This window comes from Candidatus Koribacter versatilis Ellin345 (genome assembly GCF_000014005.1).
Classification (GTDB): Bacteria; Acidobacteriota; Terriglobia; order Terriglobales; family Acidobacteriaceae; genus Korobacter; species Korobacter versatilis_A.
The window spans coordinates 480,305-494,518 of sequence record NC_008009.1 but is presented as its reverse complement, the minus strand read 5'-3'; the positions used below and the strand labels follow the sequence as shown (position 1 = coordinate 494,518).

Genomic DNA, 14,214 nt, shown 5'->3' with positions numbered 1-14,214 from the left:
TGGTCCCCACAAAAAACGGGCAGGATCGAGGATGATCCTGCCCAATAATACATCGGGGTCGGTACAGCGTTAGAAGTAGAACTTCAACGCGAACTGGATCTGTCTCGCGTCTTGAGTTCCGGTAATGAGTCCGAACGTCGTGTCGCCCACGGTGTTGTCGGGGTGCGCGAAATTCGGATGGTTGAAGGCATTCAGGAAGTCTGCCCTAAACTGCAAGCGGTAGCGCTCCGTGATCGGGAAGTTCTTCTGCATGCTGATGTCGGCATCGGTGTAGTGTGGCCCGACTACTGGCCCCTGGGCGGGACAATTGCCAAAGGTTCCAGGCTGAGCTGCCGAGAACGCACTCGGGCTCACCCATTGATAGCCGCCATCCACCGTGTGCTGGATGTATTGCACCGGCCCGTTGCAATCTGGACGAGCAGCCGGTGAATTGGTTCCAGAGTTGTCTGGGCCATAAAGCGCGATCGGGAAACCGGTGTGCCACGAGACGATCGGAGCAATCTGCCAGTTGCCAACAACCGCGTTGAGGACCGGATTCATGTTGCCGCCGAACTGTTTACCCTTGCCGAATGGCAGTTCGTAAGTCGCGTAGGCACTGATCACGTGCTTAGCGTCCCAATAGCACTGCGCGTAGTCGGCTTGCGGGTCGTAGAGGTTTTGCCAGTAGTTTGCAGCCGGAGTAGTTTCGGTGTTCGCTCCCCAGGTTCCGTAGTACCCGTCGTTGTTCGTCATGCACTTGCTGTAGGTATACGAAATCTGATAATCGAGACCGTGATTGAAGCGTTGTTGCAGCACCGCCTGCAGCGCGTTGTAGTTCATGCTGCCGTTGGAAGCCGTGTCCTTTACGTTGCCGAAGTGGTTGGGTCCGAGGGTGCCGTCAGCATTCGTACCGCCTGCGAAAGCGCTGGGCGTTACGGAGCCATCCCCGTTCAGGACGCCCTGTACCAACCATTCGGGAACCATCAAGTGCTGTGTTGCCTGGCCGACGTAGCCAAGTTGCAGCGTGAGGTTCTTCGCTAGTTCCTGCTGCACGGTCAAATTCCACTGCTTGGCTACCGCTGGCTGAACTGTTCCAGACCACGCCAACATCGTCGCGTTCTGGAAGGGATCGCCTCCCGGAGGTGCTGCCGTCGTGAATCCCGTTGCAGAAGTGTAGGGCATTCCGGTGGTGGCATTGTTGGCTTCCACCTGCGCCGGAGTAAAGGGGGGGTTTTGCGTCAGGCGCAGATTGGTCCCCGTTCCTTCAAGATAGGAAGAAATCGAGAACGCACCGCGGACAACAAACTTTCCGTCCATGGATCTCGGTGAATAGGCAAAGCCGAAGCGGGGCTGGAAGGCGGAAAGGCCGTAGGAAGAGTCGTATAGGCCCTCGCTGAAACCGTTCGATCCCACCCCTACGACCGGGGTATTGCCAGCGTATTCCAACGCGCCAGAGGCGACGTTGACGTTCACCTGCCGATCATTGAGTTCGGTCCAGGGAGTTCGGGCTTCGTAACGCAGACCAAGGTTCAGCGTCAAGGAGTCCGTGATTCTCCAGTCATCCTGGATAAAGCCGGCATAGAGCCAATCGCGCTGATGCCAACCTCCAGTGCTGGTTCCACGGCCGACAAGTTCTGGGAGACCTAACGCCCAATCGGCGACGCCGTTTCCGCCGACCGGCGTACCGCCGGCATCCAGGCTCGAGCTGTACGTCGTTCCATACAGCAATTGACCGAGTTCGCCGCCGTTTCCGCTGTAGAACACATTGATTCGATAGTTGTTCATCTGGAAGCCGCCCTTGATCACGTGACGGCCGTGGGTGTACTCCAGAACGTCGTCGAACTGCGTTACCGTCGACGCGAAGTTTTCAACTACATTGGCCGAGCCGATGGTCGGGATTGAACCGACGCCTGGGTTCGTAATCCCGCCACCGCCGAACGACATCGCGGGGAGGCCATCGATCCCGCCCGGATTTCCATTCTCAATGCCAATAGTGTTACCGAGTTGACCAACGGAGCTATCGAAGGTGTGGGCTCCGTTCGTGAACTTCACCCAGTTCAAGCCGAAACGCACTTCATTCAGGAGACTGGGAGAGAAATTGTGGTCCCAGTTGAAGGCGAAGTTGTTGAGCCACGCCTGGTTCAAGGTGTCGCCGAGCAACAGAATACTGTTTGTCGAAGGATCGGTTTGGTATCCCTTCGACATGCGCGCAAAAAGATGATCTTTCTGGCTTAGGTTGTAGTCGAGTCGCAGGTCGCCTTGGTCGGTGTTGTACTGTTGCCCCGTGATATTTGAGGCCAACCCGAATCCAGAGGTCGGATCCGACGCGATCGACTTCGGATAGAGGCTGTTGGTGGTGAGCGCGGCGAAGGTCGGGTCCAGCATGTTCGATGGGATGATGTTCCCTGCGAATGGCTGGCGACTTGCCACCGGGACTAACTGGCAGGGATTTCCGGAAACGCCGGTTCCCGCTGCGCAAGGATTGTAGAGTTGAACCGGGGTCGAAAGGCTTAGCAGGCTAGAGAAATCGCCGCCGATTTGAGCCGGCGTCAAGACGCCAAACGTACCTGCGGTTGACGGGTGATCCAGGCGTCCGCCCTGATAATCAACGAAGAAAAACAACTTGTTCTTGATTATGGGTCCGCCGAAGGTTACCCCGAACATATTCCAACGCACTTTCGGGGTAAAGGCTACACCGTTACTGTCGAAACCGTCCGCGTTGAAATAGGCGGGATCTCCCTTATGCAATCCATTTTCCCACTTGTTTGCGTTGAAAATGTCGTTGCGGAAAAACTCGAACACATTTCCGTGGAACGAATTCGTTCCAGACTTGATGGTGGCGCTGACGATACCACCGTTGAAGTTTCCGAATTCTGCCGGCGCGTTTTGGGTAATTACGTTGAACTCCGCGATCGCATCCGGTGACGGTGTGAAGCCCGCTAGGTTTTCGGACGATTGATTGTTGTCAATTCCATCCAGCAGGAAGTTGTTCGCCTGCTCGCGGTTGCCGTTGATGTACGGACGGCCGCCTTCTTCCGCGACGTTCGATCCCGTGTTCATGCTCTGCGGATCTACCGACAGAGCGCCCGGGGATAGCAGCGTCAACTGGATGAAGTTGCGCGTGGCAAGCGGGAGACTGTCGTTCGTCTTCGCGTCGATCAGCGTACTGACCTGGGTGGTGTCGGTCTGGAGTTGGGGCGCTTCCGCACTCACCTCCATGGTTTCCGTCGTCTTACCAATCTTCATTTGGAAGGTTAGACGCGCGGTTTGGTTCAGCACCAGCGTGAACGGCGGTTGCACTGCGATTTCGAAGCCGCTGGCTTCGGTGCGCACTTCATATGTACCGATCGCTACGCGCGGGAAGTTGAAGACGCCGGAATCATTTGTCTTGACGGTTGTCACCGTGCCGCGCTCTACGTCTCTGGCTGTAACTGTCGCGCCATTGATCGCCGCACCGGCCGGGTCCGTAACTGTGCCTGTAATTGCAGCAGTCACCTGTTGCGCTTCTAAGTAATTTGCCGCTAGCAGGGAGAGGAACAGCAAACACCCCACCAGGCGAACTTTGTTGAGCCAACTCATTGCAGTACCCTCCGAAAAACTGTCACAAGCGAGAGGACGTTTTCTGGTGAACGCACGCACGGGTGTACTAGCGCCATCCTCAGGATGAAATGCTATATATCACATTGAGGCACCCGGCAACACAAAATAATCGATTTGCACTATTTCTTTTTTGAGGAACTGAAACCGGCACTTCTTGGCTATATCGTATTCAGACATCACGTTTGTCGCACGATTGATGCGATTTAATGTGAGTTCCTGCTCTTTGTGGGATGAATGGTGGCGCTTACGTGACGCCTTGACAAATGGATTACAGTTCTTTGCAGACCGTTAAGCACTGTTATATAGCAGAATTCGCTAGATGAACGTTATTCTGGCGCTGCGGCGAGAGGCGTTTTTCATGCGCAGGGGCAGGCAATCCGAAATACCGGCGTATCAGAAGATCGAAGGAGCGCTTCTCGCGAGCATGGAAGCTGGCGAACTTCAGCCAGGCGATGCCCTGCCCTCAGAGCGAGACCTGGCGAAGCGTTACGGTGTGAGTCTGATGACCGCCCGCCACGCTGTCCTGGCGCTTCAGAATGCCGGGAGGGTCCACCGCCGCCCGAGGGCAGGAACTTACGTTGCTCCTCCGAGGATCCAATTCAATCGGCTTAGCGGGCTGACCGAACAGTTGAGTGAGCATGGGGTTCGAATGAGGTCGAAGGTACTCACATTCGAGTTCTGTGAAAACGAGCCCCACGTGAATGCACAGCTCGTTCTGCCGACGGATGCACGCGTGGTCAAGATTCAGCGCTTGAGAATCGGCGGCGAAGAGCCCTTCGCAATCGAAACCTGCTACGTCTCCGCGGAGGCCTTTCCTGAGCTTCGCCGTGAACACGCCGAGAAGAAGTCTCTGTTCGCGACCGTCGCCGAACAATACGGGCATCCGTTGAATTATGCCGACGAAGAGATTGATGCCACCACTGCATCGGCACGGCAGGCAGTGCTGCTAGGAATTCGGCGCGATGCTCCCCTGCTGAGAATCCGGCAACTCATTCACGCGTCCGACGGCCTGCCGATCATTTACGGACTAGGCTTCTATCGTCCGGAACTCCACACGGTATACGTGAGGCGGGTGCGCTGATCTCGCGATCAGGAGGCGATTTCGGTCGAACCGTCGAACAACTGAGTGGTCGCGTGACGATATGTACTGCCAATGCGAAATCTCTTTCCATTGCGCAGTGTCACCGCCACGCAATTGCCTTCACGTCGCAGGACTGACGCAATCTCACGCTTGTTTACGATCACGGAGCGATGGATTCGAATGAATTTCGCCGGGTCCAGCCGCGCACCGATCTCGGAAATCGGCGCCCGAGTTTGGAATTCGCCAGACGTGGTTTCCAACCGAACATAGTTCTTCGCCGCCGTAATGCACCGGATGTCTTCGGCATGGACTCTGGTGACACTGTCTTTGCCGGTCATCTCAATGAGGTCCGAATATCGCCGAGCGACCACATCGGGCCGGCATGCCTGAAGCATTTGCATGACGTCCATCCACTTCGCCTCCAGGACGGCAACTTTCATCTGTTGCACCGTCTCGAAGATCTGCTCGGGAGAAGCGGACATGGGCAAGGTAGCGATCACCCTCGAGGAGTCGATTGGGTTGGAATCTCCGAGCCGAACGAACAGCGGGAAAGGTCCACCAAACTCCATCAAGGCCCGTGAGACGAGATCGTTCCCGGCCAGCACTAGTTCTGGAACGAACTCGTTCATCTGGTAGACGAGCGTAGGCCAGTCGGTTGCATTCCCGACCACGCAAACGTCCAACTGTTGGTCGAGCGCCTGTCTCAGTGCTGCGCAATTTAACAGCTCGCTGCACGCCAGCACGACACGGATGCCGCGAAGGTTCTGTTGTCGCTCCATAATCCCTGCTGTTTCGAATGACGTGGCCATGGTGTTCCTCGGTGTGCTTGGAATGTACGAACGAAGTGAGGATTTGGGAGGCACTTTGGGGCGAGGTGACACATTTTCGCTGCCAATAACCGCGCAGGCCGTAAAGAACGGAAAACGCACAGTTCAAGCTCGATGCAGCAGAAAATCGCGCTCCGCGCGGCATCCGCTTCACAACCAGCAACTTCTGTCCCTGATAGTTCGCCGCTCGTCCCTCATTCCAGTGCACCGGATTTACTTCGTGTTTTCGCTGGGATAAGGTTCGAGCAACTCGGGAGGGAGCGAGTCGAAGTGGCAACCAATCCTGTCGTCGACTTGGAACTGCGCGCGGTCATCGTAGAAGATGAACCCCTCGCGACTATGAAGCTCAAGAAACTTCTCGATGGCGAGCCTGGCATTCGTGTGATGGGCCACGCGGCAAACATCGATGAGGCCGTCGCTCAAATTAGGAAGTTGCAGCCTAACGTCATCTTTCTTGATGTTCAGCTTCCGGGCGGTAGCGGTTTCGAAGTTCTCGATCGCCTGCCCGAAGCAAACCGTCCCTGCATCATCTTTACGACCGCATACGACCAGTACGCAATCAAGGCATTCGACCTCCATGCCGCCGACTACCTACTGAAGCCCTTCGACCAGGAACGCCTCCATCGCGCAATCGAAAAGGCTCGCGTTCAGGCTGCGGGCCCGGTTGACAAGGAATGGACCCAAAGGCTGGCGAAGCTGATCGAGACTCTGCCAAAGAATGGGCGCAACCCCGAAGAACGTTTGGTTTTCAAGAGCGGCGGACGCGTACTATTCCTGGAGCAGGACGAAATCGAGTGGATTGAGGCGGCTTCCAATTACGTCCACATCCACTGCGGCGGGAACGTGGTGCACTCTGTGCGCAATACCATTCGCGACGTCGAGACGCGGCTCAATCCTCTCAAATTCATCCGCGTCCATCGTTCGATCATCGTGAACGTCAATCGGATTAAGGAACTCCAGCCCTGTAACAGTGGCGAGCATGTGGTGGTGATGAAGAGCGGAAAAGAACTTTCCTGCAGCCGCACGTATCGCATGGCGATCGCCTCCATCACTCGCGAGCGGCTTTGATGTCTCTGAGCCTCATCACGTCGGAAGAGGTGCACGCGGCTTCTGCCTCGAAAGAGAAAACCAACTGGTCACTAGTGTGGGGAGTCAACGCGATCTCCTGGCTGGTCTTGAGCTTCCTCGAGGTCATCACGGTGTATCCGATGCGCATCTCCCAGGGACGCCCCCTTCCGTTCTGGATGATGTTCAAGGATGTGTTCCTGCACAACCTTCTCGGAATGGTGCTCACCCCCGGAATCTACTACCTTGCTCTCAAATTTCCCTTTTCCCCGCGGCGCATTCTGAAGCCGACGATGGTTCACCTTTCGGGATCCATCTTCTTCGCATTTGCCAACACGGCGCAGCATTACCTGATGTTTCCACTGCACGTCTCGCCCGATTCCTATGAGAAGTTCACGTGGATGCTGTTCTATGGCTTCATGTCGTATGCGTGGTTCCTCGATACCTCGACGACCTACATTCCCGTACTCGCGATCGCGTACATGTGCAGCTATTACCAGAAATATCGCGAGAACGAGATGCAGAAACTGCGGTTGGATGCTCAACTCGCGCAGGCCCAGCTCCAATTCCTGCGCAGCCAGTTGAACCCGCACTTCCTGTTCAACACCCTGCACTCCATCACTTCGTTAATGCATTTCGACATCGATGCAGCCGACAAGATGATGGCGCAGCTCAGCGATTTGCTTCGCATGGCTTTGCAACAGGCCGACGTCAACGAAACCGAGCTGAAGTACGAGCTCGACTTTGTAGATAGGTATCTTGCGATTGAAAAAACTCGCCTCGGAGATCGTTTACGGATCTCTCGCAGCGTTTCGGAGGAGGCGAAACAAGCACTTGTGCCTCCTTTGATCCTGCAACCACTAGTGGAGAACGCAGTGATTCATGGCGTTTCGCAGCAGGTGGAAGGCGGCGAACTTTTTCTACGGGCGATCGTGTTCAGCGGAACGCTCCGGCTCACCGTCCGCAACAAGGGCAGCTTGCGTACGCCAAGTTTCCGGCCTCCGGGACATAGCGGCGTAGGAATTCGCAATATTCGCGAACGGCTCAACCAGATGTACGGCGGCGATCATTCTTTCGTGATCGAGGAAGACGGAAAAGGCGGCGTTGAAGTTGCAATCATTCTTCCCCTCCGAACAGCGGCCGTTTCTCCTAACTTAACGATTGATCAGGTACATGCCGCCCTCTGACGCACGTCAACTTGCACTCGAAACTCCGGATTCCATCCCATGGTGCGCTGGGGAATGCTTGCTGAACCGCCTAATACTTGATCTTGACGCGATCGGAGAATAAGCAATGCTTGCGCAGGAGATTCGTCACGGAGTTCGAATCCTACAACGCAGTCCTGGTTTCGCATTCGCGACCGTTCTTACGCTAAGCATCTGCATCGGCGTAAACATTGCGATGTTCTGGATCGTGGATGGCGTTCTGCTGCGTCCGCTGCCTTATCGCGAGTCAGACCGCTTGGTAAACATTACGACCGGTAGCCCTGAACGGCAGATCACGGGAATTCCCACTTCGTGGACCAAGTTCCAGCGCATGCAGCAAGAGTCGAAGCTCCTCGAGAGCGTCGGCGCCTATTTCCCCACTACTTTGAGCATCAGCACGAACGGTGTTCCTGAGGAATTGCCTGCTGCGCATGCGACGGCAAGTTTGTTCCAAGCACTCGATGTAACTCCGGCGATGGGCCGCTCGTTTCTTCCGCAGGAAGAACGTGAAGGCGGTGCACAGGTCGCAATAATCAGCGATCACTTCTGGCGGACCCGCTTCAATGCATCAAGCGACATCCTCGGGAAAACGATCTCTCTCGACGGCCGTAGCGTCGAAGTAATTGGCGTTCTCCCTCGCAGGTTTCAATTTCCATTTGTGCAACCTGCGCCCGAGGTTTGGGTCCCACGGGTCTTCGAGTATCCAACCGTTGCTCCGGCCCGGGTCCGCTCGGGCGCCGCGTTCCTCAGCGTACATGGCCGGCTGAAATCAGGCGCGACGATAAAGCAGCTGCAATCTGAACTCAGCACTCTCGCGCGCGCTTATGAGGCGGACAATCCCGGCTTCGCAGATGGGCGTGGCTTTACTCTGGAAGTCGTCGCACTCAAGGAAAGCGTCGTTGGGCAGATCCGCTCTACGCTTCTAACGCTGCTCATCGCCGTCGGATTCCTCTGGCTTGTCGGCTGCTCGAACATCGCGGGCCTGCTTGTTGCTCGTGCCACTACGAGACGAAAAGAGATTGCGATTCGGCAGGCGATCGGAGCGTCGCGCTCGCGGATTGCCACGCAGCTCGTCGCGGAGAGTCTGGTGCTCTCCTATCTCGCCGGTATTTTTGGCGTGGTCATCGCGCTTGCCTGCGGCAAGGGTTTGCGAATGTTGCCGCCAGGGACGCTGCCTCGGGTGGAAGAGCTTGGGCTTGATCCCACCGTCGTCCTGTTCGCAATTCTTTTAAGCACATTCGCAACCGTCGTTATAGGCATCATCCCTGCTGTGCAGATATACCGGCCCGACATCTACACACCGCTAAAAGAGGGAGGCCGCACCGCAAATACCGGCCAAAAGGGAAGCCGCTCACGCTTGGTGCTGGTTGTTGGTGAAGTCGCTGCAGCCATGGTTCTCCTCGCGGGAGCGGGAATGCTCATCAAGAGCTTCGCCAACCTTGCTCGCGTGCATCCCGGCTTCGACCCGCAGAACGTGATGACTTTCACCATCAACCTTCCCACCTCGCACTACAACACGCCGGAAAAGCAGAGAGAGTTTTACCGCGCACTTCTCGAAGAGGCGCGTGCGATTCCCGGCGTCGATGCTGCCGGCGTCATCAGCGCATTGCCTATCGGTGGCTTTGGCTTCAGCGTGTATGTGTGTCCCGAAGGGACCGTATGCCAGGGCATCGGCAAAGATCCGGTAATTGCCTATCGCATGGTGAGTCCCGCCTATGTGAAAACCTTGCGCATCCCACTGCTCGCTGGACGCGATTTCACGGACCACGACAACCTCAACGGATCACTGGTCACGATCATCAACCAATCCACTGCGAAAAAGTATTTTCCGAACGTCGACCCCATCGGCCGTCATTTGGTTCCTTCCCGTGAGCGAATCCCGCTCGAAATCGTGGGAGTCATCGGCGATGTGCGGGCAAATGGTTTGGGAGCACCCGTAAGCGAGGAGTTTTATGTCCCAGCCGCGCAGGCATCCGCGGCGACCATGACTCTCGTCCTGCGGTCTCACACCAACTTGTCCGCATTCGCCCCGCCGGTTCGTCGCATCATGGCAAAGCTCGACCCCGATGTCCCTTTCGCGAATGTTGCGACGATGAACCAGGTGATCTCCGACTCTGTAACCCAATCTCGCCTTACCGCAATACTGACTGGCGCATTCGCTTCGATCGCTCTCTTCCTCACCAGCGTCGGCATTTACGGAGTGATCGCTTACTGGGTGGCCGAGCGTTCCTACGAAATTGGGCTAAGGCTCGCGGTGGGCGCGATGCGCAAGGACATTCTCACTCTGGTTCTAAAGCAAGGTATGAGCCTGGTTGCTATCGGCTTGGTGATTGGCTTAGCAGGATCCCTTCTGTTATCTCGATTCCTCAAAGAGATCCTTTTCGGCATCGGAACCTTCGACCCACGCACATTGATCGAGACGGTCGTGATCTTAAGCGCGGTCGCCGTCCTGGCAGTTTTGATTCCGGCTCGCCGTGCACTTTCAGTTGATCCCATTATTGTGCTGCGTTAACCCAAGGACGAACCGATTCGTCCCGCGATTTCGCGTTCGTCCCTCGTCAAATTCATTGGTCCCGACCATCGGCGACTCCATTCGGTCGCGGCTTTCATCGGCTGGAGAATCGCGGTTCATCCCCACCAAGACGCGTTTCGTAACCCACAAACGTGACATCGCCCACTCGCGACATCGACCACTCGTTTCGGCCATCGCCCTGCACTCTTCTTCAAGCCCGCATTGTGCGGGCTGGAGGAAGCAATGAATTCTTGCAGTCGAGTGGTCGCGCTCTTGCTGCTGTGCTTTGCCGTGGTTGGCTTCGCCTTTGGGCAGGCTGATACCGGTCAGGTCACCGGCGTAGCGACCGACCCATCCGGAGCTATCGTGGCCGGCGCCAAAGTCACCATCACCGACGTGAATACCGGCGCGACACGTACATCTACGACGACCCAGAGCGGGACGTTCGCATTCACGAACTTGAAACCTTCTGCGTACGACGTCGTTGTCGAAGCAGAGAAGTTTGCGCGCTTCACCCGTCGCTTGGATGTCAGCGTCGGCTCGCGAAATGATCTGCAGGCGCAACTCGCAGTGACGTCAGCCGGTACAACCGTGGACGTCACCGCCGAAACTGAAGCGGCGCAGGTGAATACCGAATCGCAGACGTTGTCCAACGTGGTCACCGCGAAGCAGATTGCGGAATTGCCAACTCTCACGCGCAACGCTTATGACCTCGTTGCCACTGCCGGCAACGTGGTGGAAGACACCACCGACTTCGTGCGCGGCACTGGTTTCTCGATCAACGGCCAGCGCTCGGCTTCGACCGATATCCTGCTCGATGGCGGCGAGAATGTCGATCTCTATGACGCCGCAGTTGGGCAGAACGTCCCTCTCGATTCAGTGCAGGAATTCCGCATTGTCACCAGCGACTTCACGGCGGAGTACGGCCGCGCAGGCGGCGGGGTCGTAAACGTTGCCACCAAGTCGGGCACCAACGCTTTCCACGGTACCGCTTATGACTTCAACCGGGTTTCGGCTCTCGCCGCCAACTCTTGGGAGAACGACGCAAACGGCATCGACAAAGGACATTTCACACGCAACCAGTTTGGCTATTCCATCGGTGGTCCGGTGGTGAAGAACAAACTATTCTTCTTCTCCAGCACCGAGTGGACGCGCGTTCGCAGCACCAACAACAACATCGCGACGATCATTGATCCCGCGTTCCTCGCAGCTCCGGAAGTCAGCGACAACACCAAGGCGTTCTTCCAGGCCTACGGTGCTCGCAAGGACAACCTGGACGTCCTCGACGTTCAAACGTGGGCACAAACGCCACACACCACCAGCACAGGGCCGGCCGACTCAACTCCAACCCTGGACAAAGTTTCCTACCAGATCGCCGGCAACTCCGGCGGTGGCGCTCCCCAGAACTCGTATTCAACGGTCAATCGCGTGGATTGGAATGCGACCGACAAAACCACAATCTTCGGCCGTTATGCTCTCGAGAGCCAGGATTACTTCCCCGGATACATCAGCTTCAGCCCGTATTCCGGCTATGACACTCCGGACCTTCTCTTCCGTAACAACGTGCTCATCAACATGACGCACGTGTTCAGCCCGAATTTCGTTAGCCAGAGCAAAATTGCTTACAACCGGCTGAACGAATCGCAACCGTTCTCCACTGCGCCGGTTGGCCCGACGCTTTACTCCAACTATTTCGGCCTGCCCACCATCAATGGCGGACTGTTGCTCTTCCCCGGTTACTCGCCGAGCACTCCCGGCAACTCGATTCCATACGGCGGTCCGCAGAACCTCTACCAGCTTTACCAGGACCTCTCCTGGACAAAAGGCAAGCACCAACTCCGCTTCGGAGGCCAGTACATTCACACCCGCGACAACCGCACCTTCGGAGCCTATGAAGGCGCCGCCGCGTATCTGAATAATGCCTTCGATGTCGGGGATGCCTTCGACCAACTCGTCGCAGGTAATACCAAGCGCTACCAGGTTGCGGTCGATCCCCAAGGAAAATTCCCATGTCCTTACACTACCGATGGCGCTTATCAGGAACTCGATTCCTGCAAAGTCTCGCTGCCGGTCAGCTCACCCTCGTTCACGCGCCACAATCACTACAACGACGGCGCGTGGTATGCACAGGACACCTGGAAGTTCACGCCTCGGCTCACTCTGAACCTCGGCCTACGCTGGGAATACTACGGCGTACAGCACAACGTGGATACCAGCCCCGAATCCAACTTCTACCTCGGACAGGGCTCAGGCATTCTCGAACAAATCCGCAACGGTTCCGTTCAGCTCGCCGGCCAGGGTCCGACAAGCGGATTGTGGGCACCCGACCGCAATAACTTCGCGCCGCGCGTTGGCTTCGCGTGGGATGTTTTCGGCGACGGGAAAACCGCGATCCGCGGCGGCTACGGCATCAGTTACGAACGCAACTTCGGCAACGTCACCTTCAACGTAATTCAGAATCCTCCGGGACAGTACGTGATGATCCAGGCTGCCCCGATTTCGGTGGATAACTTCGGTCCTCTCGCACCTGGGAGCGGAGCCAATCCGTACCTGCGGCCGGGTAGTTTACGCGCGGTAAACCAGAACATTCCGACCGCATACACGGAATCCTGGAGCTTCGCAGTTGAACGCCAAGTAATAAAGAACAGCGTTCTCGCGTTCGAATACTCCGGGGCTCACGGCGTACATCTGTACGACATCGCCAATATTTCCGGCGCCGGTATGGGATACGCCTTCTTCGGCGATCCCGACAGCGTCCGACTCACTGGCACGAACCTGCAGTACTCGGCAATCAACTATCGCTCGGCGAACGGGTTTAATACCTACGGCGGCTTGAATACCCGATTCACCACCGACAACCTGTTCAACCTCGGTCTTCAGCTGAACTTCAACTGGACCTGGTCTCACTCACTCGATAACCTCAGCAACACGTTCAGTGAGGCGGGCAACGGCCCATTCCAACTTGGTTACGTTCACCCGTTTGACCCAGTCCTCGACAAGGGCAACTCCGAATACGACGCACGCCACCGTTTCGTCGTCAGCGCAGTTTGGCAAGTGCCGTGGGGCAAGAAAGTAAACAACAGCGTGCTTCGGCAAGTTGTGGACGGCTGGTCATTGTCGCCGCTGTTCAGCTACCACACCGGTTATTCCTACAGCATCTTCGACGGAACCAACGCCTTCAACAACGATGGCCGTTGGATTCCCGGAGCTGCAACTTCCAGGGACGGTTCTGCCAATCGCAACAGCTATGTTGGCGGCGGCGTCTTCAACTACATGGGTCTGCCGTGGGATCCCAACAATATGACTCTCGTGAACCTCGGTCAAACCACTGCTCCGGGCGCCGTTGCTGGCACGGGCGTCTCGTGGGGCGATCTGCCGATCAATCCGGCGACCGGCTTGTCCAGCTGTCCCACCGTTGGCAGCCTCGTGGGTTGCAGCTACGGTCCAAACACCGATCGTAACCAGTTCGTAGGCCCGGGGAACCATCAATTCAACGCGGTCATCGGAAAGACTTTCCGTCTCTCCGAGCGTTTCAGCATGCAGTTCCGCGGCGAATTCTACAACGTGTTTAACAACCACAATTACTACCTGCTCACTACGAATGCTGATGTCTTCGGCATGTCGGTAGCAGCGAATGGAGACTCGAGCCTAAGCGCGGGACGGAACATCCAGGCTGTAAAGGGTGGCTACGGTAACGCTCTCGACGAAACTCGCAACATCCAGCTCGGGCTTAAGCTCATTTTCTAAGTCGCGTTTGGCCTGTAGTACTTAGGGACCCCATTCGGGGTCCCCTTTTCATTTAGGCTAGACATGCTAAATAATCGGTGCGAAAGCGGCTTGATCGAGCTGACAACTTGGTACGGGGAAGGGGCGAACCCCCACGTGAGGTAACCTCGGCGGACTTTGAATCGCATCATTTGAGATGCATCAAGGGGTGCACACGAG

Annotated in this window: 7 protein-coding genes; 5 read left to right on the top strand and 2 right to left on the bottom strand. The window is 56.5% G+C overall.

The genetic code is table 11. The annotated features are described in order from the left end of the window. Positions 1–69: 69 nt before the first annotated feature. Positions 70–3,558, bottom strand: coding sequence for a TonB-dependent receptor (locus ACID345_RS02155; RefSeq protein WP_011521230.1), 3,489 nt, complete (start codon positions 3,556–3,558; stop codon positions 70–72). Positions 3,559–3,898: 340 nt separating this feature from the next. Here ACID345_RS02155 and ACID345_RS02150 point away from each other — a divergent pair, with 340 nt between their 5' ends. Continuing rightward, complete coding sequence (locus ACID345_RS02150; protein ID WP_041855355.1) at positions 3,899–4,660, top strand: GntR family transcriptional regulator; 762 nt, start codon at positions 3,899–3,901, stop codon at positions 4,658–4,660. Positions 4,661–4,668: 8 nt separating this feature from the next. On the opposite strand, the gene ACID345_RS02145 is transcribed toward ACID345_RS02150, so the two are convergent. After that, on the bottom strand, positions 4,669–5,469 hold the full coding sequence (locus ACID345_RS02145; RefSeq protein WP_011521228.1) for a LytTR family DNA-binding domain-containing protein: 801 nt from the start codon (positions 5,467–5,469) through the stop codon (positions 4,669–4,671). A 288-nt stretch (positions 5,470–5,757) separates the two neighbouring features. On the opposite strand from ACID345_RS02145, the gene ACID345_RS02140 reads away from it, so the two are divergent. The 4 genes from ACID345_RS02140 (at position 5,758) to ACID345_RS02125 (ending at position 14,016) form a co-directional block, all read left to right on the top strand. Beyond that, complete coding sequence (locus ACID345_RS02140; protein ID WP_049761621.1) at positions 5,758–6,555, top strand: LytR/AlgR family response regulator transcription factor; 798 nt, start codon at positions 5,758–5,760, stop codon at positions 6,553–6,555. Next, the gene (locus ACID345_RS25035) at positions 6,555–7,739 is read left to right on the top strand and encodes a sensor histidine kinase (RefSeq protein WP_011521226.1); all 1,185 of its coding nucleotides are present in this window, start codon (positions 6,555–6,557) and stop codon (positions 7,737–7,739) included. The genes ACID345_RS02140 and ACID345_RS25035 overlap by 1 nt, the downstream gene beginning before the upstream one ends. Positions 7,740–7,845: 106 nt before the next feature. Then, entirely contained in the window at positions 7,846–10,269 is a 2,424-nt protein-coding gene (locus tag ACID345_RS02130) for an ABC transporter permease (RefSeq protein ID WP_011521225.1), read from the top strand. 243 nt (positions 10,270–10,512) lie between these two features. Next, entirely contained in the window at positions 10,513–14,016 is a 3,504-nt protein-coding gene (locus tag ACID345_RS02125; protein WP_011521224.1) for a TonB-dependent receptor, read from the top strand. The last annotated feature ends 198 nt before the right edge of the window (positions 14,017–14,214 follow it).

Coding starts and splice junctions, on each gene's coding strand:
- ACID345_RS02145 (WP_011521228.1), bottom strand. CDS start 5,469: ATGGCCACGTCATTCGAAACAGCAGGGATTATGGAGCGACAACAGAAC.
- ACID345_RS02155 (WP_011521230.1), bottom strand. CDS start 3,558: ATGAGTTGGCTCAACAAAGTTCGCCTGGTGGGGTGTTTGCTGTTCCTC.
- ACID345_RS02130 (WP_011521225.1), top strand. CDS start 7,846: ATGCTTGCGCAGGAGATTCGTCACGGAGTTCGAATCCTACAACGCAGT.
- ACID345_RS25035 (WP_011521226.1), top strand. CDS start 6,555: ATGTCTCTGAGCCTCATCACGTCGGAAGAGGTGCACGCGGCTTCTGCC.
- ACID345_RS02125 (WP_011521224.1), top strand. CDS start 10,513: ATGAATTCTTGCAGTCGAGTGGTCGCGCTCTTGCTGCTGTGCTTTGCC.
- ACID345_RS02150 (WP_041855355.1), top strand. CDS start 3,899: ATGAACGTTATTCTGGCGCTGCGGCGAGAGGCGTTTTTCATGCGCAGG.